16 protein-coding genes are annotated in these 22,825 nt (G+C 53.6%); 8 read left to right on the forward strand and 8 right to left on the reverse strand.

Annotated features, from left to right (window positions below):
* Positions 1 to 76 precede the first annotated feature (76 nt).
* The 4 genes from OCL06_RS09025 to OCL06_RS09040 all read left to right on the forward strand — a co-directional run bounded on the left by OCL06_RS09025 (position 77) and on the right by OCL06_RS09040 (position 6,488).
* Positions 77 to 1,186 carry an energy transducer TonB gene (locus OCL06_RS09025; protein ID WP_262993655.1) on the forward strand — a complete coding sequence of 370 codons (1,110 nt, stop codon included), beginning with the start codon at positions 77 to 79 and terminating at the stop codon, positions 1,184 to 1,186.
* Between the two features lie 141 nt (positions 1,187 to 1,327).
* Complete coding sequence (locus tag OCL06_RS09030; RefSeq protein WP_262993657.1) at positions 1,328 to 4,249, forward strand: EAL domain-containing protein; 2,922 nt, start codon at positions 1,328 to 1,330, stop codon at positions 4,247 to 4,249.
* Positions 4,250 to 4,433: 184 nt separating this feature from the next.
* Positions 4,434 to 5,048, forward strand: coding sequence for a GTP cyclohydrolase II (gene ribA, locus OCL06_RS09035; RefSeq protein ID WP_262993659.1), 615 nt, complete (start codon positions 4,434 to 4,436; stop codon positions 5,046 to 5,048).
* 141 nt (positions 5,049 to 5,189) lie between these two features.
* Complete coding sequence (locus OCL06_RS09040) at positions 5,190 to 6,488, forward strand: DUF3300 domain-containing protein (protein ID WP_262993661.1); 1,299 nt, start codon at positions 5,190 to 5,192, stop codon at positions 6,486 to 6,488.
* Between the two features lie 23 nt (positions 6,489 to 6,511).
* Here the strand turns inward: OCL06_RS09040 and OCL06_RS09045 are convergent, their stop codons facing one another.
* Both OCL06_RS09045 and OCL06_RS09050 read right to left on the reverse strand, forming a co-directional pair.
* Positions 6,512 to 7,390, reverse strand: coding sequence for an ATP-grasp domain-containing protein (locus OCL06_RS09045; RefSeq protein WP_262993663.1), 879 nt, complete (start codon positions 7,388 to 7,390; stop codon positions 6,512 to 6,514).
* An 11-nt stretch (positions 7,391 to 7,401) separates the two neighbouring features.
* The gene (locus OCL06_RS09050) at positions 7,402 to 7,953 is read right to left on the reverse strand and encodes a hypothetical protein (RefSeq protein WP_262993665.1); all 552 of its coding nucleotides are present in this window, start codon (positions 7,951 to 7,953) and stop codon (positions 7,402 to 7,404) included.
* A gap of 155 nt (positions 7,954 to 8,108) precedes the next feature.
* Between OCL06_RS09050 and OCL06_RS09055 the strand changes: the two genes are divergently transcribed.
* From OCL06_RS09055 to OCL06_RS09065, 3 genes are all read left to right on the forward strand, one after another.
* A complete protein-coding gene (locus OCL06_RS09055; protein WP_373318464.1) occupies positions 8,109 to 8,993 on the forward strand; it encodes a mechanosensitive ion channel family protein in 885 nt (294 codons plus the stop codon).
* Complete coding sequence (locus OCL06_RS09060; protein WP_262993667.1) at positions 8,990 to 9,964, forward strand: zinc transporter ZntB; 975 nt, start codon at positions 8,990 to 8,992, stop codon at positions 9,962 to 9,964. The genes OCL06_RS09055 and OCL06_RS09060 overlap by 4 nt, the downstream gene beginning before the upstream one ends.
* Positions 9,965 to 10,128: 164 nt before the next feature.
* The gene (locus OCL06_RS09065) at positions 10,129 to 10,878 is read left to right on the forward strand and encodes a MauE/DoxX family redox-associated membrane protein (RefSeq protein ID WP_262993669.1); all 750 of its coding nucleotides are present in this window, start codon (positions 10,129 to 10,131) and stop codon (positions 10,876 to 10,878) included.
* Here OCL06_RS09065 and OCL06_RS09070 read toward each other — a convergent pair.
* The 4 genes from OCL06_RS09070 to OCL06_RS09085 all read right to left on the reverse strand — a co-directional run bounded on the left by OCL06_RS09070 (position 10,875) and on the right by OCL06_RS09085 (position 18,081).
* Complete coding sequence (locus OCL06_RS09070; protein WP_262993671.1) at positions 10,875 to 11,816, reverse strand: histone deacetylase family protein; 942 nt, start codon at positions 11,814 to 11,816, stop codon at positions 10,875 to 10,877. The two genes, OCL06_RS09065 and OCL06_RS09070, sit on opposite strands and share 4 nt — an antisense overlap.
* Positions 11,813 to 13,654: a bifunctional acetyl-CoA hydrolase/transferase family protein/GNAT family N-acetyltransferase gene (locus tag OCL06_RS09075; RefSeq protein ID WP_262993673.1), complete on the reverse strand. Its 1,842-nt coding sequence runs from the start codon at positions 13,652 to 13,654 to the stop codon at positions 11,813 to 11,815. Before OCL06_RS09075 ends, OCL06_RS09070 begins: the two co-directional genes overlap by 4 nt.
* 141 nt (positions 13,655 to 13,795) lie before the next feature.
* Positions 13,796 to 16,909, reverse strand: a complete 3,114-nt coding sequence (locus tag OCL06_RS09080; RefSeq protein WP_262993675.1) for an efflux RND transporter permease subunit — start codon at positions 16,907 to 16,909, stop codon at positions 13,796 to 13,798.
* A gap of 17 nt (positions 16,910 to 16,926) precedes the next feature.
* Positions 16,927 to 18,081 carry an efflux RND transporter periplasmic adaptor subunit gene (locus OCL06_RS09085; protein ID WP_262993677.1) on the reverse strand — a complete coding sequence of 385 codons (1,155 nt, stop codon included), beginning with the start codon at positions 18,079 to 18,081 and terminating at the stop codon, positions 16,927 to 16,929.
* A gap of 106 nt (positions 18,082 to 18,187) precedes the next feature.
* On the opposite strand from OCL06_RS09085, the gene OCL06_RS09090 reads away from it, so the two are divergent.
* On the forward strand, positions 18,188 to 18,814 hold the full coding sequence (locus OCL06_RS09090; RefSeq protein WP_262993679.1) for a TetR family transcriptional regulator: 627 nt from the start codon (positions 18,188 to 18,190) through the stop codon (positions 18,812 to 18,814).
* On the opposite strand, the gene OCL06_RS09095 is transcribed toward OCL06_RS09090, so the two are convergent.
* Both OCL06_RS09095 and OCL06_RS09100 read right to left on the reverse strand, forming a co-directional pair.
* Positions 18,811 to 19,434, reverse strand: coding sequence for a DNA-J related domain-containing protein (locus OCL06_RS09095; RefSeq protein ID WP_262993681.1), 624 nt, complete (start codon positions 19,432 to 19,434; stop codon positions 18,811 to 18,813). The two genes, OCL06_RS09090 and OCL06_RS09095, sit on opposite strands and share 4 nt — an antisense overlap.
* Before the next feature lie 2,137 nt (positions 19,435 to 21,571).
* Complete coding sequence (locus OCL06_RS09100; protein WP_262993891.1) at positions 21,572 to 22,753, reverse strand: BaiN/RdsA family NAD(P)/FAD-dependent oxidoreductase; 1,182 nt, start codon at positions 22,751 to 22,753, stop codon at positions 21,572 to 21,574.
* Between the last annotated feature and the right edge of the window lie 72 nt (positions 22,754 to 22,825).

Genomic DNA, 22,825 nt, shown 5'->3' on the forward strand with positions numbered 1-22,825 from the left:
TTCCCCGTATTTGACGGGGCCACCCGGCAACATAAAGTTTGTCAGCTTACATTACAAAAAAAGAAAAGGATGTCTTATGCATGTACCCTCTCTGAGTGCCGCTCTGACCGCACTCTCGCTCCTGGTGCCGGTACACGGTCAAACGCTGGATTTGCCCTGCGATGACAAAAAAGATCAGGCGCTGCAAACGGCCAGCGAAGAAGAAGTGGCCCGCATCACCTCCTTCACGCCTGCCGAAGCCGTCGATCGCGAAAATCCCCGCTATCCCCGCCAGGCCGCCCAGCACGGCCAGGAAGGCTGGGTGCAAATGAGCTACGTGATTGATGAAGAAGGCAATGTTCTGGATGCCGTGGTAGAAGATTACGTCGGCAACACACTGTTTAAACGCAGTGCCCTGCGTGCGCTAAAACAATGGAAGTTCACGCCGGCCATGCAAGACGGAAAGCCCACCCAGCAGTGTCACCAGAAAGTGCAGTTTGATTTTTACATTGACGGCGCGCGCGGCGCCTCCCGGCAATTTGTGGCTGCGTATAAAGACATTGAAGCGTTAATCCGGACGGACAACCTCGCCGAGGCAGAAAAAGGCTTGCAGACACTTCATGAACGCACTGACAGTAACCGCTACGAAAATGCGTGGCTGTATTCACTGGACGCCATGCTGGCGAAAAAACTCAATGATGGCCGCCGCGAACTGAAAAGTCTTCGGCGCGCCGTGGCCAGTGCCCGTAGCCACGACGAAAAGCATGCCACCTTTGATAGTAACTACACCGCGTTTATGTACCAACGCCAGTTTGTGCTACATACCCGGTTCCTGCAGCTGGCTGACGCGTTAGCAGCGGCCGAAAAATTAGCTGCAATGGAAGGGCAGGCAGACCACCTGGCTGCAATACAGCCTGCCATCGATAAAATTCACGCCTATATTGCGTCAGCAGACAATATATTCGTGCCGCTTGCGCTGGATGAATCGGGCGTGGAATTTCATGCTCTGTCGCGTAACCAGTTTGCCTTTGCTGATATTCTGGGGCAACTGGATACAGTGGAAGTACGTTGCGAGACCCAGCGCGAAATTTTCACCGTCGCTGAGGCGCATATCTGGACCATCCCTGAAAGCTGGGGGGCGTGCCGGGTTTTAGTAGCAGGTCAGGCAGGTGCTGCATTTAACCTGGTAGAAGTAGCAGGCAGCTAACTGTGACGTGAGGCGGGGACGCTGCCCCGCTTCGGTAGTCGTTTGTCGACCAACCCGTAATCATCTGATTCCACTTATTTTTTTCAATACTCCCTATTATTTCACGCAGTTCCTTCCCAACATTCAACCGGATAAGCTAGTATGAATCAGACCTGCTTTATCAAGGATGCTGTTATACACCCCATGTCTGTTCCGAGGATAGGTAACCAACACCGCCGGCTGCTTTTCGTCTTCACTGCTATGTGGGGACTGCTGCTTACCTGTGTCAGCCTGCCCCTCAGCGCCCAGCAAGCCCACCTGGTACTGGATGAACAATTTACCTCCCATGCCTTTAATATCAGAGCCCAGTGGAAAGTCGTTCCTCAGCAACACGCTTACGATACCGTGATGGCACGGTTCGATGACTGGCCCGATATTCATTATCCGTCACCGCTGGCCGACAACGACCGCTTGTGGCTGCGGGCGCGCATTTCAAACATGGGCGACCAGCCCTTGTCCCTGACATTGGTCAGCGACCGGACAGCGCTGGATTATGTTCATCTGGTGCTGCTGGACGGGCGCGATCGCATTACTGACTCGTTTAATTACCGGGTAAGCCGCAGCAACAGCCTGCCCAGCCGGCTGCTGCCCACACTGAAGTTTCCCTTTGTGCTGCAAACCGGACAGAGTAAAACCCTGCTGTTGAGCGTAAAAGACAATGGCTTGGTGGCGCCGCAGGTTACCTTGTGGGAAAACCACGCGCTGGCAGTGCACGACCGCAATATGGTGTTGTTGTTCGGTGTGGCCATGGGCACTCTCTCCGTGCTGTTGGGGTATTTTCTTATTTCGTATTTATACCAGCGCACACCGGCGCGGTTCTGGCTGGCCACAACCTTTGCCATTCTGTTTGTGTTCGCTTTCGTTATACAAGGTGGGCTGGTTCATTGGCCGGCGCTCAGTAATCAGGTTGAGGCGGCCACGGTGATTTTACTGGCCGCTTTTCTGGCGGCGCAGGTAAGGGTCTGTCATACCCTGTTCCCGCGGATCCCGTTACCACTGCGGGTACTAACCCTGCTCGCGCCATTAGGGTTAGCCGCTGTGGTGCTTACCCAGTCAGCCTATCAGATGACCCTGGCCATATACCTGGGCAGCCCATTAATAGGTTTATTAATTATCCTGAGTGCCCTGCTCTTCCGCGACCGCCGCAACCCCACCCAAACCCGTACGTTTTTAATCGCCTGGCTGTTCCTGTTTGCTGTTTATGCGGTGCAGCTCGACCTGACGGTGAATGTCATGCCCGTCAACGTGCTTATCAGCCTGCAGTGTGTGGTACTGATGATGCTCGCCATGCTTAGTTTTGCGTTCAGCATTGAGGTAAAAGAAAAGAATTTAAACATTCAGCAACTGTCCGCACGGGAAAAAACCATTACCCAGCTGAACCAGTTCTACGACTTATTCCGCAATTCCGCGGAAGGCTTGTATACCTCTACCCTTGACGGAGAACTGCGCAGTATCAATCCGGCCATGTGCGCCCTGTTTGGCTATGAGGATGAAGACAGTATGTTGCGGGAAGTGGAAAACACCCGTAACTTTTATGCCTCCAAAGAAGATCGCGATCTGCTGGTGGGCGAAATCCTCGAAAAAGGTGCGGTGATGGGCCGTGAAATTAAAGGGATCCGGGCGGACGGCAGCGAATTTTGGTTCTCTCTGTCATGTCAGATCCGTAAAGAGGCTGCGGGGACCTTTTTGTATGGGTCCATTTTTGATGTGACTGAGCGTAAACAGTCGAGTATCAGCCTGGAATATCTGGCTACCCACGACTCGCTAACCGGCGTATTTAACCGCCGGGAGTTTGAGAAACGCCTGTATCAGGCACTGGATAGCCATAGCGAGCACGATTGTGTATGTCTGCTGTATCTGGACTTAGACCGCTTTAAGGTTGTTAACGACACCTGTGGCCACAAAGCCGGTGACGCGCTTATCAAGGACGTGGCCACGTTGTTTCAGGACACCGTGGGTAATCAGGGTGATCTGGCGCGACTCGGTGGCGACGAGTTTGCTATCCTCGTAACCGCCGCCTCGGAAGACGATGCCTACCTGCTGGGCGTAAAAATACTCAACGCGCTGCAGAGCTACCGCTTTGTATGGGAAAACCGCATTTTCTCAGTGGGTGTAAGTATTGGCCTGGTGGGCTGTGGCGATGACGGTGCCGGCCCTGAGCAGTACCTCAGTATGGCCGACGCCGCCTGTTATATTGCCAAAGAGCAGGGGCGCAACCAAATCCACCGCTATTCTAGTGACGACGACAGCCTCAAGCGTTACGAGGCGGAACTGGATTCGCTGGCGGCCATTAATGAAGCGCTGGAGCACAGCAAGTTTACCCTGTTCTACCAGCACTGCCGTCCGCTGCATACTCCCCTTGAGGGTGACAATTTTGAAATTTTGCTGCGCCTTGAAGGGGAAGAAGGTGAGCTCATTCCACCTAACGCATTCTTACCTTCGGCGGAGCGGTATAACCTGATGCCGAAAATTGACCGCTGGGTGGTGGAGAACAGCTTTCGCTGGCTGGCTGACCACCCCGATATTCTGGCCAGCCTGCAACGCTGCAGCATCAACCTGAGCGGCCAGTCACTGGGCGACCGCGACCTCAAGCTATTTATACTCAATGCGTTTGAAACCTATAGCATTCCCTACCATAAAATATGTTTTGAGATTACCGAAACGGTAGCCATCATTCGTATGGACGACACCAGATCATTTATGCACACCTTCCAGCGTCTGGGTTGCGAATTCTCGCTGGATGACTTTGGCAGCGGGTTTTCATCGTATACTTACCTTAAGCATCTGCCTGTTAACAGCGTGAAAATTGACGGCAGCTTTATTAAAGACATGCTTAACGACCCGGTTGATGCCGCCATGGTGGCCTCCATTAAAGATGTTGCAAAAGCACTGGGCATGAAAACCGTGGGCGAGTTTGTGGAAAATGAAGCTACCATGTCGCAGCTGGGCCGGATGGGGGTCGACTTTGCGCAGGGTTATGGGGTGGCGCGCCCTGCCCCGCTGAAAGAGTATCAGCCCCTGTAACTGAGCGTTGCATCGCTAGTGATACGTCAGTGACGGACCGCATGCGGGCATACCACGGTTCAAATAGGATTCTGCAGCCGCCCTTGCTATAATGCGATAATGTAACATTTATTAGCCAGCCGGCCTTGTAAACAGCAGGAACACCCCAAAGTTAACCGCTCCTGTGAATGGGTGTAGAAGTGTCATGACCATTAAACAACCTAAATATGAATATGTCAGCTCCGCAAAACTCCCCACCCGTATGGGCGAGTTCAGGATCCACGGCTTCGTGGAAGCCAGCGGGCAGGAGCACGTTGCGCTCTCTTACGGTGAGTGGCAGGAAAGCGATATTGTCCCTATTCGCATTCACTCGGAATGCCTGACCGGCGACGCCCTGTTCAGCACCCGTTGCGACTGTGGTTTTCAGCTGGAAAAAGCCTTGGCGAACATTGTCGAGCGCGGCTTTGGTGTGTTGTTATATCTGCGCCAGGAAGGCCGGGGTATCGGCCTGCTGAATAAAATCCGCGCCTATAACCTTCAGGACAGCGGCATGGACACTGTCGAGGCAAACGAACACTTAGGTTTCGACGCCGACCTGCGTAGTTATGACATTTGTAAGCTAATGCTGGATACCCTGAAGGTGGAGCAGGTTGAGCTGATGACCAATAACCCCCGCAAAATGGATGCGTTGCAGAAGCTGGGCGTGAAGGTGGCGGCCCGTAAACCCATCGACCACGGTATCACCAAAGACAATAAACACTACCTGAAAACCAAGACTGAAAAGCTCGGTCACGCCTTCGATCCGCACCTGCTGAAATAATTAACACAGTAACATTCCTGTACCAGGCTGAATCGGCCAGTTGGGTTCGATTCAGCTTAGGTTAATGCCCCACCGCCTATAACTTGTACAAGCTTTCAAGAAACCGCACCGGCATGTTGCCCACCGGTTTAAGGAGATTGTATGAAACAGTCCACACTGCCGCTGATTATATCGCTGGCGTTTTCCAGTCTGTTCCCGGTAGCCAACGTACAGGCGACGCCTGAGCCTCTGCCACAAATGGCCGAGAGTAGTTATAGCGATGCCGAACTGGATAGCCTGCTCGCGCCTATCGCGTTGTACCCTGACACGGTGCTCACCCATATCCTGATTGCCTCTACCTACCCACTGGAAGTGGTCGCGGCGGATCGCTGGCGCCAGGAAAATGCGCATCTGAATGCCGAACAGGTGGCCAACGCGGTGGAGGCCTATGACTGGGACCCCAGCGTAAAAGCCCTGGCGCCTTTTGACCAGGTATTACGCACCATGGCGGACGATCTTAACTGGTTGCAGTCGCTCGGCGATAATGTGCTGATCAGTCAGTCCAGGGTATTGGCCCGGGTGCAGGTGTTACGTCAGCACGCACTGTCGCAGGGTGCCTTGTCAGATAACGAATATCAGCGGGTAGAGCGCGATGCGGAGGTCATTGTCATTGAACCCCGTCGACGGGAAGTGGTGTATGTGCCCTATTATGATACCCGTGTGGTTTACGGGCACTGGTGGCATCCGGTGGCGCCGGTGCACTGGCACCACCCGGTCAACTATCGCAATCACTTTGGGTTTTACTGGAGCCCCAGTATCCGGCTCACCAGTTTCTTTTATTTCGGCGGCATTCACTGGCACAACCGCCATGTAGTAGTCACCCATCGCCCGGTTCGTCACTATCACCATGGGTATTCCCGTAAGCGGGTGTACAGCAAGGAATATCAGCGCTGGAACCATAATGTAAAACACCGCCGCATCCGGTATTCCGACCGGGTCGTGCGCAGTGCCCCAGAACGTTATGCGGTCGCACCGCAGCGCAAAGTGGTGCACAGTCAGTCGAAGTCCCGGCAGGTTGATTACCGGCAGCAACCCCGTCAGCGCCTGCAGGATGCTCGCAAAAATCACCGTCAGGTCACACCGGTGAAACCGAAGCAGGTCCGGACGCATGCGCCGGAGAAGTCCCGGGCACCTAAATATACCCGTGAACCGGTTCGCCACAGCAATGAGCGCGACGTGGTGAAGCCCAGGGTAAGTAAGCCAGAGGTGGTGCGCCGCCCTAACCAGGCCGCCCCGCGCACGCAACCAAAATCACCCCGTCAGTACACGAAGCCGGTGGAACGACCCACCTATCGCAGTGAAGCTAAACGTACTCACAAGCCGGCTGTACGTCAGCAGCGGCAGTCGACACACAAGGTGAAGCGTGACGTGGCCTCCCATAGCCGGCGGGCGGAGCGTTAAGCTCCCTCACATACGCGGCGTGTTTAGCCACCTGCGTGACGGCGGTTATAGCGGGAAAGGAAGGCCTCCACAAAACGGGGCGACGAGGCGTCATCCAGATTGAAGTACAGCGACGGCTCAATTAACTCAAGCTCCATGATGGCCCAGTGATTATCAAAGCGAATAATATCCACCCGGGCATACAAACTGTCGGTGGGCATGGCGGCCAATGCCTGCTCACACACCGCCAGAATATCATGGTCCGGCGTCACCGCCTGTAACGATCCCCCATGTTCTTCCTGCACTCTGAAATCGCCCTGTTTGGGTGTTTTCAGAATGGCATGACTGTAGCGGTTGTCACAATAGAACACCGAATATTCCCCGGCTTCGACCACGGCTTCGGCAAAGGGCTGGATCATAATTTGGCGTTGCTGATACAAGTCGCTGAGGGTGTCCTGTTGCATCACGGCCGTTTCGCCGGTGAGTAGAAACGTATCATCGGCATTCGCACTCAGCACCGGTTTCACAATGAGTTTATTGGTATTAAACCGGCTCCGTGCCTGCTCGATCGCATTCAAATCAAAGCCGCACTGCCACAGCGTGGGCAAGGTGGCGACCTCCTGTTCCTGCAGGACTTTCAGATAGGTCTTTTCCAGATTCCATTCCATCAGTGCCAGCGGATTTTCCAGATAAGCCGTGGAGCGCTCAATGTCACGTAAACACTGCAGAAACGACGCCGGGCTTTGCTGATAATCCCAGGGACTGCGCACAATTACCGCGTCGAAGTTATTCCAGTCGGTGGAATCCCGCCACGGTACCGATGTCACCTGCCAGCCCGCCTGTTCAAAATACGGGATCAGAAGTTCATCATAGACAAAAAAGTCGTCCAGGTTGTCCATAGATAAAAACGCAACGGATGGCATAGGTCCCTCCCCTAGAGTTCAATTACCAGGTGTTTATTTCTGATCTCAATGCGACGGGGCATCTGGTTACCGAATAACGGTAAGTTCAGCTCAGTAAAATCCAGCAGTAAAATCATCGGGAACTGGCGTCCCTGCATCTGATTAATTGCCTCAAGCAATTCACGGCTGTCTGACAGCGAGTTTTCCAGTACCCTGAAATCCACCAGCATGGGCTTTTCTATCTGCAGCTCTTTGCGGGCCGGGCGGTATTTCAGCAACCCTTGCATTTCACCTTCTGCCTCTAATGTCTGGTCGGCGCGCTCAGCACGGATCCTGACTTTCACGGCTACATCATCGTCCTCACTCCCCAGCGTCACCACGGGATCGGTAAAGGTAAGCTTAATGTCGTTGTAATACTGGGTTTGCGGAAAGGTCACTTTAACCATTTCATTGACATGTTTTTCCGACAGCGTGAACGTCACCGCCGACACCGGTAAGGCGAGTAACAGAAACAAAGCACACAGCAGTGGGCGCAGCATGGCAACCTCCAGATAATAAACCAGCCCGCACTTTACCATAACCACAAGCGTTGCCAGATGGGGGCGTACGCATTTTAATGTGATTATTTACAGCTCCCGTGATTTCCCGATAGTGCTCATAGACTTAGCCGGTTGCATGGCTGGTATTACGTCGGTGGGAGGGCTATGATGAAATTCTCATTTCCTTTACAGGACGTACCGTGAACGAGCTGATTATTCTCCTGCGCGAGACCTTGCAGACCGATGTATTCACGCTGTTCAACCATACCTTTAAGCTGGGCGAGCTGTTACTCGTGCCCTTGGCGCTGGTTGTCGGCTGGTGGCTGATTGATAAGCTGGCACACTTGGCCACCTACCGGCTGCGCAAAACCGGCGCCAGTGCTGACGCCGTGCATCTGTTTAAGCGTATTTTTTATATTTTCGCGTTTGCCGTACTTATTTTTACCTTGCTGGAAGTATTAAGCGTTCCGCTGACCGCCTTCGCGTTTTTATCCGGCGCCATCGCTATCGGGGTGGGGTTTGGCGCCCAAAATATCATTAATAACTTCATCAGCGGCTGGATCCTGATGTGGGAGCGCCCTATCCGTATTGGCGATTTTCTGGAAGTGGATGACGCCCGCGGTACCGTTGAAGCGATTAATACCCGGTCGACCCGTATTCGCCGGGTCGACGGTGTGCATATGCTGATCCCCAACAGTAAGCTGCTGGAAAACACGGTCATCAACTGGACCCTCATCGATACCCTTACCCGCACGTCGGTAAGAGTCGGCGTCGCCTATGGCTCGTCAACCCGGGACGTCGCCAGACTGATCGAAGAAGCCGCCGTGCAGCAGACCGATGTGCTGAGCGAGCCGAAGCCAGTGGTGATATTCGACGACTTCGGAGACAACGCGCTGGTGTTTGAAGTTTATTTCTGGGTAAACGCCACCATTGAACGTAATCTTCGCGTCATCCGTAGCCAGTTACGTTTCGATATAGACGAGAAATTTAATCAGGCCGGTATCGTCATTGCCTTTCCGCAACGGGATGTGCATCTGGATGGCACCCTGACCCTGCAACGCCGGCAACCGGGAGTATCTTCATGAGTGACAGTGGTGAAAGCAGCTTTCTGTGGGCATATCACATCTTGCCGTCAGGAGAAGTCAGCCGCTACGAGCCCCCCACTGCCCCCCCTGCGGTTCCGGACGAGGGTTTTTTATGGTTACACATGCAGTCAGACGCACCTGACAGTGCCGACATCATGGCGAACCTGGCTATGCCCGCCCCGGTCATCGACGCAATAACCCCACCGGAAACCCGTCCCCGGGCACTCGCGGTGCTGGAAGGAGCGGTGGTGTACCTGCGGGCGCTCAATCACAACCCGGATGCTGCCCTGGATGACATGGTGTCATTGCGGGTATGGATGACTGACCGGCTGATAGTGACCGCGCGTCGCCAGGGGCGCAGCGTACAGTCGCTGGCAGATGTGCGTAAACGTATTGAAGGTCGCCAGCCCCCGTTAACCGCGCCTGATCTTTTAATCAATATCATCGAGTCTGTGGCCGACCGCATTCACGAAGTCGTGGATGATATTGAGGATACCCTGGTAGCCTGCGAGACCGCCGAAGAGCTCGACCGCGACGATCGCGAGCAACTGGCCGCACTGCGCCGCCAGGCGGCCAGTCTGCGACGGTTTTTAGCGCCGCAACGGGATGCACTGGAGGCTTTGCATCGTCTGCCTGATCTGCTCACGTCTGAGCAAGCATTCGATTTGCGCGAAGAGTCTGACCGTATGACCCGCTATGTGGAAGAACTCGACCTTGCCCGCGAACGCGCCATCATGTTGCAGGACGAATTGCGCAACCGCATTGCTGATCGTCAAAACGTGCGCATGTATGTTCTGTCCATGGTCACCGCAATCTTTCTGCCGCTGTCATTTCTTACCGGGGTGTTTGGTATGAATGTGGCCGGATTACCGGGCACCGAATCTCCGGACGCTTTCAACACGCTTATGTGGTGGATGGGCGGATTAGCTGCCGTCATGCTGATTGCTATGTTATGGCGCCGCTGGTTGTAGCAACAGCCTCTCCCGGCTGAGCGCAATAGTTACTGACTGCGTTAATTTGTTGCCCACAATCCGCCCATTGGTATGTTATTTGTACAATACCGGTATACGGGCGTTTCTTAGGGTAGATCTCCGTAAGAAACGCAGACACCGCGCAAAAGTTACAGGAGGACAGCATGAGTAAAAAGGCCGTGTTATACCGTATGATGATGGAGAACCACGTGTGCCCCTTCGGCATTAAGTCGAAAGAGCTACTTGAGCGGGAAGGCTATACCGTAGACGACCGCCATCTGACTACCCGTGAAGAAACTGACGCATTTAAGGCAAAACATCAGGTAGATACCACCCCGCAGACCTTTATTGATGAAAAGCGGGTGGGTGGTTATGACGACTTAAGAGACTATTTTGGCAAGGAGCAGGAAGGCGAACGCAGCAGTTCTTACACGCCGGTTTTAATGATTTTCGCGCTGGCCGCGCTGATGGTGGTGGCGCTTTTGTCCTCTGGTCGGCTTAATGCGGCTCCCGCGCCGGTCATCATGCACTTTGTGGCATTCACTATGGTCATGCTGGCACTACAAAAGCTGCAGGACTTAACCTCCTTCTCCAACATGTTTATTACCTATGACCTGCTGGCCCGAAAACAGGTTCGGTACTCCTACGTGTACCCCTTTGCTGAAGCGTACGCCGGCATTGGTATGCTGGCCCTACTGCCCGCCTTGTGGGTCGCCCCTGTTTCGCTGTTCATCGGGACCATTGGCGCCGTATCGGTCATTAAGGCGGTGTACATTGATAAACGGGATCTCAAGTGTGCCTGTGTCGGCGGTGACAGCGATGTGCCCCTTGGGTTTATCTCCCTGAGTGAAAACCTGTTTATGGTCGGGGCCGGCTTATGGATGCTCTACCGCGACCTCGTATTGTTGGGCTAATCTGCCGCCGTGGCCTCACTTTGTCCGCTCAGACCGCGCAGGTGGGCCACCACACTGCGACCCAGCGCGCTGAGGTTATAGCCGCCTTCCAGCACACTCACAATTCGGCCGTGGCAGCACGCGTCAGCTACGGCGCGTAGCTCCCGGCTTATCCATTGATAATCCGCTGTGGTCAGCCGCAGGTGCGCCATCGGATCTTCAGCGTGACCATCAAAACCTGCAGAAATCAGAATAAGTTCGGGCTGAAAGTGCCGCAGTGCCGGCAACCAGTGCGCCACCTGTTGCCGAAACTCCTCACCACTGCAACCGGCTGCAAGGGGGACTGATAATATATTGCTGGCCAGCACCGGACTGCCGCTGTGCGGATAAAAGGGATGCTGAAAGCTTGAGCACAGCAGAATACGCTGATCACCTGCCACAATTTGCTCGGTACCGTTGCCGTGATGCACATCAAAATCGACAATCGCCACCCGCTTCAACTGATAGGTTTGCAAGGCATAGCGCGCGGCAATCGCCACGTTGTTAAATATACAAAAGCCCATGGCCCGGTCGTATTCAGCATGATGTCCGGGAGGCCGGGTTACACAAAAGGCCTGGCGGTCGTCTCCCGCCATAACCCAGTCCACGGCCTGACAACCGGCTCCGGCTGACTGCAAGGCGGCGGAAAGCGTGGCAGGAACCATCCCGGTATCGCCATCCAGCCAGTAACTGCCACTCTCCGGGGCCAGGTTCATGATCTCTTCTACGTAATCGGGCGCGTGGGCCAGGGACAGATATTCCCTGGCCAGCGGGCGGGCGTCGGCATGCTCACACACCATATCCAGCCCGGATGCCAGTAACTGATCATCAATGGCGTAAAGGCGGTCGGGGCTTTCCGGGTGTTCCGCACCCAAATCATGTTTCAGGGCGGCCTTAGCGCGGTAGATGCGTAATGTCATGCGTCCTTCTCCAGTGACAGTTGCAACTCTACATCGCTGGGATCATCCGAGACCCGCCGGGTAAAGTTCGCCTGTTCAAAAATCTTGATCATAGGACGGTTGTCCGCCCGCACCATAGCTACCATGCGGTCGATACCCCGCTGCCGGGCGATATCGATCAGCTGACTTAACAGCCGTTTGGCCATACCTTTGCCCTGCTGGTTCTCGCGGGTCACAAAGGCCGCTTCGCAGGAATTATCGTGAGGGTTGTAATAAAAACGCCCGACCGCGTGAATAGTGATCCGTGACCCCTCCTGACGCACAATACACAGCGCGGCGTCGGTGCTTTGATCCACACTCACCAAGTTACAGGACTTGGCCCGGGACATTTGCTTGGGATCGTGGTTGTAACGCAGTCGCAGGGTTTCTTTGGTATGGGAATAGAAAAACTCCTGCAACCGGCGCTCATCGGCCGGGTTAAGCGGGCGCATATAGAAGTTATCCCCTTGCAGAGTCAGCTTTTTCAGCTGAATATCACCCAGTTCCGGGATGTCCGTGGGATATTTGGCCTGATAGTGAGGTACCCAGTAATGCTGGCGCACTTCCTCAAGCAGCCCGGCTCGAAACTTCGGATGGGCCACCCGAATCAGCTCCAGCGCACGCTCCCGAATGCTCTTTCCTTTCAGAGAGGCGATGCCGTACTCGGTCACCACATATTGCACGTTGCCCCGGGAAGTCACCACCCCGGCCCCCGGTGTTACACAGGCGGTAATACGTGAAACCGTTTCATTCGCAGCCGTGGAAGGCAATGCGATAATGGCTTTACCATTTTTGCTCATAGCCGCACCACTGACAAAATCCACCTGTCCGCCGATGCCACTGTAAAAGTCATGCCCCAGCGAGTCGGCCACCACCTGGCCGGTCAGGTCCACTTCCAGCGCGCTGTTAATGGCAATCATGTTGTCATTTTTTGCAATATTCGCCGGTTTGTTAACGTAGCTGCTGGGGTAAAATTCAATGTGCGGATTATTATCAATCAGGTCGTACAACCGCTGGGTGCCAATCGCAAAGCTGGTAACCACTTTACCGGGGTGAAACGTCTTCTTGCGGTTGGTTATCGCACCGGCCTCAAGGGGGGCAAGGATACTGTCAGTCAGCATTTCGCTGTGGATCCCCAAGTCCTGATGCTTGGTCAGGTATTTAAGAGTGGCACTGGGAATTTTGCCTATGCCGAATTGCAGCGTGGCGCCGTTTTCCACCAGCATCGCCACATACTGGCCGATACGCTCGGTAACACTGTCAATGGGCGGCGTAGGCACCTCGACTAACGGTTCATCGGCTTCCAGGCACGCATCAATTTCACTGATATGAATATACGAATGGCCGGCGGTGCGCGGTACCTGCTTATTAATTTGCGCAATAACTTTGCCAGCCTGCCGGACCGCCGACATACAAATATCCACAGAGGTGCCCAGGGAGCAGTAGCCAAAGGGATCCGGCGGGCTTACGTTTACCAGCGCCGCATCCAGTGGCAGGGTGCCATCGCTGAATAAACCGGAAATTTCCGACAGAAAACATGGCGTGTAATCGGCCCGCCCTTCATCCACCGCCTTTCTGACTTCATCTCCGCCGATAAAAAAGGTATTGGCCTTAAACAAGGCCCGGTACTCTTCCCGTGCCCAGCGGGTATCCCCCAGCGTGAGCATATGCACCAGCTCAATGTCGGTAAAGCCAGTGCTGTGATCTATCAGGTGTTGGATAAGCGCGTAAGGGACTGCCGCATTCCCACCGACAAAGACCCGGCTGCCGGACTTAATTAACTCAGGCCAGTGCGGCGACGGAGGCAGTGAAACGGTCATTGGCGGGCTCCTGATAACGAACATTGCGCTAAACGTAGCGGGTAATGACCAGCCTAAGCAAGCTGGCGCTGAAAGACAATGCCCTGGCCAGTACAGACGGCCAGTTGGCATAAAAAACGCGGCACTCAGGCCGCGTTGTGATTAGTCTTTCTGGCCAGGAGCCTTGCCCCCGTGAAAGAGCTTCTCCACCATTACGTAGAACATAGGCACGAAGAAGATTGCCAGGAAGGTGGCCGCCAGCATACCGCCCATCACCGCAATACCGATGGCGTTCTGTGCGGCAGCACCGGCGCCGCTTGCCAGTGCCAGCGGCGTGACCCCTAAAATAAAGGCCATCGAGGTCATCAGTATGGGCCGGAACCGCTGCGAAGCCGCCTCTGACACTGCGGCCATCAGATCCTGCCCGGCTTCGTGACGGGTTTTCGCAAACTCCACTATCAGGATGGCATTTTTGGAGGCCAGCCCTACCGTGGTGAGGAAGGCCACCTGTAAGTACACGTCGTTCGGCAGGTTAAACAGGAAGGCCGCGGTGACCGAGCCGAGAATACCTAACGGCACCACCAGCATCACGGCGAAAGGCACCGACCAGCTTTCATACAGCGCCGCAAGACACAGGAACACCACGATGATAGAAATGGCATACAGCATTGGCGCCTGCGATCCGGCCTGTCGTTCTTCATATGACAAACCCGCCCATTCGATACCAAAGCCCTCCGGCAGTTTATCCACCAGCCTGGTCATTTCATCCATGGCTTCCCCTGACGACACGCCCTCGGCGGGACTGCCCTGAATGTTCACTGACGATAAGCCGTTGAAGCGTTCCAGTTTCGGTGAACCGTAGGACCACTGCTTGGTCGCAAACGCGCTGAAGGCCACCATGTCGCCGTCTTTATTGCGCACAAACCACTTGTTGAGATCGTCCGGGTTCATGCGATGCGGTGCATCGGCCTGCATGTACACCCGCTTAATGCGCCCGTTATCGATGAAGTCATTCACATAACTGGACCCCCAGGCAATTTGCAGGGTGGCATTAATCTCACTGAGGGAGACGCCCAGTGCGGAGGCTTTTTCCGAGTCGATATCAATTTTAAACTGCGGCACATCGCTCAGCCCGTTGGGGCGTACCCCGGTCAGTTTCGGACTCTGCGCCGCCATGCCTAATAATTGATTCCGGGCATCCATCAACGCTTCATGACCCAGTCCGGCTCTGTCAACCAACTGCATATTGAAGCCGGTAGCATTACCTAACTCCATGATGGGGGGCGGTATGATGGGAAACGCCATGGCATCCTCAATCAGCGACAGGGCACCATAGGCTTGTCCCTGCAGAGCAAACGCAGAATTATTCTCATCCCGTTCATCCCAGTCTACCAGGTGCAGAAAGCCCATGGCCGCGTTCTGCGCCGAACCGGCAAAGCTAAAGCCCACCACGGTAAACATGTCTTTAACTACGTCGCCCTTGGTCTCAAGGAAGAAATCTTCAGCTTGTTTTACCGACTCCAGCGTCCTGTCCGCCGTGGCTCCCGGCGGCGTGCTGATAAGCATCATCATCATTCCCTGGTCTTCGTTCGGAATGAAGGCCCCCGGCAAACGCATAAAAATGAGCGCCATACCGGCCACCAATACGCCGTACACCACGATGTAGCGTTTTACCCGCTTGGCCATATGACTGGCTGTGCGCTGATAGCGGTCGCGGCCTTTGTTGAAGTTACGGTTAAACCAGCCAAAGAACCCCTTATTTTTGTCGTAATCCGGGTCGTGTTTTTTCAGCAACGTGGCACACAGCGATGGCGATAAAATGATGGCCACCAGCACCGAAAAGGTCATGGCCGACACAATCGTTATTGAGAACTGCCGGTAAATTGCCCCGGCCGAGCCGCTGAAAAAGGCCATTGGAATAAATACAGTCGACAGCACTACCGCAATACCAATTAGTGCACTGGTAATTTGCGACATTGATTTTTTGGTCGCCTCACGGGGGGGCAAGCCCTCTTCTTCCATGATCCGCTCAACGTTTTCCACCACCACAATAGCATCGTCCACCAACAGGCCAATGGCCAATACCATGGCAAACATGGTGAGAACGTTAATACTGAAGCCAAAGGCATACAGCACGGCAAACGTGCCCAGCAGCACTACCGGTACCGCAATAGTGGGGATGAGCGTGGCCCGCCAGTTTTGCAAAAACAGCAGCATCACCAGAAATACCAGTACCACGGCTTCAATCAGGGTCTGTACCACCGACTCGATAGACAGTTCGATAAACGGCGAGCTGTCCAGCGGATAGACCACTTTGACGCCTTCCGGCAGGTTGCGTTTAAGCTCTTCAACCCGGGCTTTCACCCGGTCGATGGTTTCCAGCGCATTTGCCCCTGATGCCAGACTGACTGCCATACCGGCTGCCGGGTGGCGTTTGTACCGCGCAATGACATTGTACGACTCTGCGCCCAGCTCAACCCGGGCAACATCGCCCACCCGCACCTGGGAGCCGTCGGTATTTACCCGCAGTATTATATTTTCAAAATCTTCTACGCTTTGCAGACGGGACTGCGCCTGAATAGTGGCATTGATCTGCTGCCCTTCTATTGCCGGCAACCCGCCCAGCTGACCCGCAGACACATCAGTATTTTGTACCTGCACCGCAGATTGCACATCCACCGGGGTGAGGTTGTAGCTAAACAGCTTGTCCGGATCCAGCCAGATACGCATCGAGCGCTGGGCACCAAACACCCGCACACTGCCCACCCCGTTTACCCGGGATATCGGGTCCCGATACTGAGAAATCAGCGTGTCAGACAGGTCATACTGGGTCAGCTCACCGTTATCGGCATAAAACCCCACCACCAGTGCGAAGGAGTTATTCGACTTGGTGACCGTCACGCCTTGTTGCTGCACCTGCTGAGGCAGGAGGGAAATGACGCCCTGGACTTTGTTTTGTGTTTGGACCTGAGCAATGTCCGGGTCGGTGCCAGGGGCAAACGTGAGCGTGATGGACATGCTGCTGTTAGCACTACTGGCAGAAAAGTAACGCAGGTTATCGATACCAGACAGGCTCTGTTCAATAATCTGTGTGACTGAGTTCTCAACGGTTTTCGCTGACGCACCAGGGTAAGACGCACTGATGGATACCGACGGCGGCGCTACTTTGGGATATTGTTCTACCGGTAGCGACTGAATAGCCAGCACACCGGCCATCATGGTGATAATGGCAAGTACCCAGGCGAATACGGGTCTGTCTATAAAAAAGCGGGCCATATTAATCCTTGTCGCGATTACTGTGCGCGGGCGGTGTTACCCGCCGGCTGCCACTCGCTGGCATTTACCTGGGTACCCGGCTGTACTTTCTGGTAGCCGGTCACAATGACGCGCTCACCTTCACTGACGCCACCGGTCACAATGTACTGGTCGCGATACATGCCGGCTGTCTGCACTGTGCGGGTTTCAACTTTTTGCTCATCATTAACCACCGACAAGGTCAGAGACCCATCGGCCTGACGAGTGGTGGCACGCTGGGGCACCAGCAAGGCGTCCCGCTGGTCGGTCGTGACATGGGCCTTCACAAACATGCCCGGCATCAACAACCCGTCCGGATTAGGCACTAAGGCACGCAGCGTCACCGAGCCGGTGGACTGCTCCACGGTAACTTCCGAAAACTTCAGGGTGCCGGTATGGGGGTACTTACCTTCCATAGTTTCATCTAATGTCAGTGACACCGGCAGGGCATCATTTTTCTGCATGGCCCGGCGCAGCGTCAGCACGGCTTGACCCGACTCCTGCATATCCACATACACGGGATCGAGCTGAGTAATAGTGGCCAGTTGCTGGCTTTGACTGGCCGTGACCAGCGTACCTTCGGTCACATAAGAGCGGCTAATCTGGCCACTGATGGGCGCATACACCTTGGTGTAATCGGTATTTACCCGAGCCAGCTCTACTGCCGCTTCAGCAACCTTAATGGCGGCCTGAGCCTGATCTTTTTGCGCTACCACATCGTCATATTCCTGCTGACTGACGGCATTACGCCCCACCAGGTCTTCAAAACGGCGGGCCTTGGCCTGCAGCGTCTTCAGGTTTGCCTCGGCACTGCGCAAGTCGGCAATGGCGCTGTTTAGCTGTGCTTTATAGCGGGCGTCATCAATTTGATATAGCTGCTGGCCTTTTTCCACTGAGGCTCCTTCTTCAAACAAGCGCTCTGTAATGACCCCATTTACCTGCGGACGAATTTGCGACTGACGAAACGCGGTGACCCTGCCGGGCAACACCATATCCATAGCCACAGGCTGGCGACTGATGGTGGTTACAGAAACCTTGGGGGCCGGACGGGACTGGCCCTGCGCACCTGCCTTGGCCGGTTGCTCCGCATCGGAACAGGCGGCCAGAACCCCTGACAGAATTACTGCGCTGAGCAGCAAAAGGTGTCGTCTCATAATTTTTTCATTCCACTGATGTTAAGGCTGGACAAGCATACAAATTGTGTCTAATTTAAAAATACATTCATGTATGTATGTTGTCAATTTTTACTCAGGTAGTGTCATGCGTCGAACTAAAGCTGAAGCTGAACAAACCCGCCAGGCCATTCTGGATGCCGCCGTTGAAGTATTCAGCGAGCGGGGGGTAGCTAAGTCTACCTTAGAAAATATTGCCCAGGCGGCCGATGTGACCCGCGGTGCGGTATACTGGCACTTCAAAAACAAACAGGAAATCTTCGACGCCCTGCACGACAGGCTACATACTCCGTTTATTCAGAAAATTTTGGAAGGCCTGGAAGGTCAACACCCTGATCCTGTCGCTCAGTTGCAGATTATTTGTACGCAGGTGTTGGTGGATTTGTTCAACGAGCCTGACTCGCAGCGGGTGCTCACCCTGTTCTTGCTCAAATGTGACTACAGCGGCGATCTGGCCGCCAGTAAAACCGCCTTCAATGAGAAAAAACGTCGCACGTCTGAGGTGTTCACGGCGTATTTTGAAAAAGCGCTGGCCGCCGGCAAGCTGCCTGCCGATGCCAATCCGGCCATTCTTACCCGCGCACTGAACTGTTACTTTCGCGGTATCGTGGTGGAGTTTCTTGATGAACCGGAAGGGTTCGATCTCGCCCGCGAAGCACCGATGCTGATGGACATGTTTTTCCGCCCCTTGCGCACTGCCTCTGCGGCGTCTTAATCCACCAGCTGGGTGTAGAGTACCGAATAAGCACTCACGATAGCTTTGGTTTCCGCGGCGCTGCCGCCTTTATCCGGATGGCAGACGTGCAGCCGTTTGCGGTACTGTCGTTTGAGTTCAACAAGGCTGAGCACCTCATCTTCCGGCAGGGCCAGTTGCTGTTTCGCCTGGGCGACCGACTCTGCCCCCACGCTGTTTGCTGTTCTCTCACCCGCCATATTACGCCAGAAGCTATCCAGCAGTGCTTCCACATCCGCTTCCCCGGTTTGATCGAAGTGGGACCAGTCGAGATAAAACGCCCGCAGTGGATCCGGCTTAAGCAATCCCGCTTCACCGGCCGTATAGGGCTTCAGAACAATCCGGGTACCGGCAATATCCAGCTCCCCTGTCTGCTGCTGCCACCATTCGTCGCGCAACTGGTACAGGGCGTTATAGAGCGCAAAATGGGTTTGGAATAAGCGTAACGGATCGCGCAGGGCATCGGACGGGAAAAATTCCAGCGGCGGGCGCTGGAGCCGGGCAATGACATCGTATTCCGTGGTGCCGTCACGAAACCAGTCCTGCCAGTCGGCCAGAATGGCGATAAGGGGTGAGACAGGTTGCGTGGGTTCGGCAGTCATTAAGATTTTCCTTTAGTCCGGGTACTTGGTTTATTGGATGGTAAAAAGATACTTACAACACCCACACGCTCGACTTTTGCCCTACTTAAGATGCAATAATTTACATTCTAAATAAATACAAAATCTTGTACATGCTTGTCCAGCCCGTCACCCTCGCGAAAGCGAGGGTCTCCTTCGTGCCAGACGAAATCCGGTAATTGCTTCCGTCATCCCGGCGTCAGCATTGACTACCGTCATCCCGGCGAAGGCCGGGACCTCATCAACTGTCATTGTGCACGTGAAAAGAGTGATTATTGATATTGCGGTTAGTCGATGGAGGTTGCGGCCTTCGCCGCAATGACGCGTTTCCTTGAGCTAAAAACAGACCGTCATCCCGGCGAAGGCCGGGACCTCATCAACTGTCATTGTGCACGTGGAAAGAGTGATTATTAAGATTGCGGTTAGACGATGGGGGTTGCGGCCTTCGCCGCAATGACGCGTTTCTTCGAGCGAGTTAATTTCGTCAAAGTCAACTATCACTTAACGTCACCACCGCGAATACCATCATCGGGTAGCGACATGGCATTTTTTGTCCCAGCCTGCTTTTACGCACACGCCATTATTATTTGTTAGGTGCACACATTTATAGTGAATATTGTATAGAAGTAGCCCATATATAAGGTAAACATGAAATATACAGTGGTTATAGCGTAGAAACCGAATTTATTCTGATTCTTTCGGATGACGATTAACTTCATTAATGCACACTTATACTTTATAGCGGTAAAGGTCAAAGCAAGCGGGATGCTTGTGCTTAGCAGCAGGATACCATAGACCAATAAATTGTCATTCGTTGGTAATTCTTCACACCCTAAGGTTGTTAGCTGAATTATTAACAGGAAAAAGGAAGCTGAAAATAGGTATCCCAGGGTTTTAAAAAAAATCCTGAAGAACTTTCTTGCTATATATTTGTGTAATAATAACTCAAACATGCGTCACTGTACCTAACATTATAATGATGCAGACTCTAAGGGCCGGGTGTTAATTTGGTGACGGATGCTCTGAACTTTTCAGTCTAAGTGAAAAAATTAGCGCAATGGTAGAAGAAATCCAGACAATATTATTGGCACTAAACCCAAAGGCAATAACAGCTGGCTTTATAATAAACAGATGGAAAGCGAACGCCAAAGGCGCGAGCATTAGCAATATTTTCCAATCAACTGTCAGTTTTACTCTTGTAGAGCAATGAGTGCACAGGCGCTTTTTATTGAAGCCATTAGTTGTCTTTGAGAGGAGACCAATATTTCCTTTGCAGTGCGGGCACTTCATTATTTTTCCCTAGTTACATAACATTATAGTGAGGCGGCCCCTAAGGACCGCATTTTAATTTTTATCATACTGGACTTACTTTCGCTATCCCTGTCTGTGACTGCGATGGTATCACCTTAATTATTTTGCGAACCTGTTTATATGCGAATCACTATTGGCATAGTATAGCTTTACGATGCCATTCATAAAAAATGTTCTTTGGAATTAATTGAATTTACGTCGGGAAAACAATAATTGAAAAAACAATGCGAAACTTAGTTAAAGAGGCTCGAATATAGCCCTCTGCATGTGCAATATACCGAACCCCAATATAATTTACTATATTCTCTATAGGGACGATGGGTTTAAAGTTATCCGATCACGGATATATTCTAAATTTTCGTTTTTGAGACGTTTATTACCCACATCGACGATATTTAAAGTGTACTTTCTAAGTCACACAAGGCTTAGTAACAGTCAAACACTAGTTATAGGGCGGGAAATAAATTACTGAGGTCCCGGCCTTCGCCGGGATGACGGTAGCTAATACTGAGGCCGGGATGACGGGCTGTTTTTAACTCGAAGAAACGCGTCATTGCGGCGGAGGCCGCAACCTCCATCGTCTAACCGCGATATCAAAAATCACTCTTTTCGCGTGCACAATGACAGTTGAGGAGGTCCCGGCCTTCGCCGGGATGACGATAGGTATTACTGACGCCGGGATGACGGTAGCTTATACTGCGCTTCGGTAATGCCCGCTATTGGCGCATAGGAGACCCTCGCCTTCGCGAGGGTGACGGGCTGGTGCTGGCACCGAACGGACAGTCAAAACTTATTAAGCGCTACCATATTACGCCACCTGTCCGGCTGCCCAGCCGGATGACCATGCCCACTGGAAGTTGTAGCCGCCCAGCCAACCGGTCACGTCCACCACTTCACCAATGAAATACAAGCCTTCCACATTTTTCGCCATCATGGTTTTAGAGGACAGTTCATTGGTATCCACCCCGCCCAGCGTGACTTCCGCGGTGCGGTAGCCTTCGGTGCAGTTAGGCTTTATTTGCCAGTTGGCGAGCGTCTCGGCAATGGCCTCCAGCTCGCTGTGAGTAAGTTGCTTAACCGGCTTATTTGGCCAGTTGTGGTAGGCAATCAGGATTTGCACCATCCGTTTGGGGAACAGTCTGGCCAGGCAGGTCGCCAGCAGTGCATCCGGCGAGTCGGCTTTACTTTGTGTCAGCCAGGTATGGGCATTTTCGTGAGGCAGTGTATTCAGGTGCAGGGTGTCACCGGGTTGCCAGTAAGAGGAAATTTGCAGCATCGCCGGTCCGCTTAAACCGCGATGGGTAAATAGCATAGCTTCCCGAAAGGCGGTGTCATTGCAGCTGGCACTGACATCAACGGCCACGCCACTCAACTCACTGAGTACCTGTTTTTGTTCTTCATGCAGCGTAAAGGGCACCAGACCAGCGCGGGTCGGCAATACATTCAGACCAAACTGTTCAGCCAGCTTGTAACCGAACGGAGTCGCGCCCAGCTTAGGCATACTCAGTCCACCGGTGGCTATCACCAGCGACTCACACTGGTAGTCGCCCAGTGAGGTCGACAGCACATAGCCATCGGCCTGTTTGTCCACCGACAGGATCTCACAGCGGGTAGTCACTGTGGCACCCACGTCGGCGCACTCTTTCATCAGCATTTTTACAATATCGGAGGCCGCGTTGTCACAAAACAACTGACCGAGGGTCTTCTCGTGATAGGGAATACCGTGCTTGTTCACCAGCGCAATGAAGTCCCACTGGGTATAGCGGCTCAGCGCGGACTTACAGAAATGCGGGTTCTCGCTGAGGAAGTTCTCCGCACTGGCGTACATGTTGGTAAAGTTACAGCGTCCGCCACCGGACATCAGAATTTTGCGCCCGACCTTTTTAGCATGATCGAGGACTTCCACCCGGCGCCCGCGTTTACCCGCTTCGGCTGCGCAAAACAGACCGGCGGCACCCGCCCCAATCACTATCACATCTCGCTGAATCAACACTGTACTCCCGGTTAGATTGCAGGCGGATTATACGGGTAAACGGTGCCGGTCTCTACGTCACCAGCGCTT

Origin of the sequence: Alteromonas salexigens, assembly GCF_025628895.1 — a bacterium.
In the GTDB taxonomy this organism is placed as follows: Bacteria; Pseudomonadota; Gammaproteobacteria; order Enterobacterales; family Alteromonadaceae; genus Alteromonas; species Alteromonas salexigens.

Coding starts and splice junctions, on each gene's coding strand:
- OCL06_RS09025 (WP_262993655.1), top strand. CDS start 77: ATGCATGTACCCTCTCTGAGTGCCGCTCTGACCGCACTCTCGCTCCTG.
- OCL06_RS09030 (WP_262993657.1), top strand. CDS start 1,328: ATGAATCAGACCTGCTTTATCAAGGATGCTGTTATACACCCCATGTCT.
- ribA (WP_262993659.1), top strand. CDS start 4,434: ATGACCATTAAACAACCTAAATATGAATATGTCAGCTCCGCAAAACTC.
- OCL06_RS09040 (WP_262993661.1), top strand. CDS start 5,190: ATGAAACAGTCCACACTGCCGCTGATTATATCGCTGGCGTTTTCCAGT.
- OCL06_RS09045 (WP_262993663.1), bottom strand. CDS start 7,390: ATGCCATCCGTTGCGTTTTTATCTATGGACAACCTGGACGACTTTTTT.
- OCL06_RS09060 (WP_262993667.1), top strand. CDS start 8,990: ATGAGTGACAGTGGTGAAAGCAGCTTTCTGTGGGCATATCACATCTTG.
- OCL06_RS09065 (WP_262993669.1), top strand. CDS start 10,129: ATGAGTAAAAAGGCCGTGTTATACCGTATGATGATGGAGAACCACGTG.
- OCL06_RS09070 (WP_262993671.1), bottom strand. CDS start 11,816: ATGACATTACGCATCTACCGCGCTAAGGCCGCCCTGAAACATGATTTG.
- OCL06_RS09075 (WP_262993673.1), bottom strand. CDS start 13,654: ATGACCGTTTCACTGCCTCCGTCGCCGCACTGGCCTGAGTTAATTAAG.
- OCL06_RS09080 (WP_262993675.1), bottom strand. CDS start 16,909: ATGGCCCGCTTTTTTATAGACAGACCCGTATTCGCCTGGGTACTTGCC.
- OCL06_RS09085 (WP_262993677.1), bottom strand. CDS start 18,081: ATGAGACGACACCTTTTGCTGCTCAGCGCAGTAATTCTGTCAGGGGTT.
- OCL06_RS09090 (WP_262993679.1), top strand. CDS start 18,188: ATGCGTCGAACTAAAGCTGAAGCTGAACAAACCCGCCAGGCCATTCTG.
- OCL06_RS09095 (WP_262993681.1), bottom strand. CDS start 19,434: ATGACTGCCGAACCCACGCAACCTGTCTCACCCCTTATCGCCATTCTG.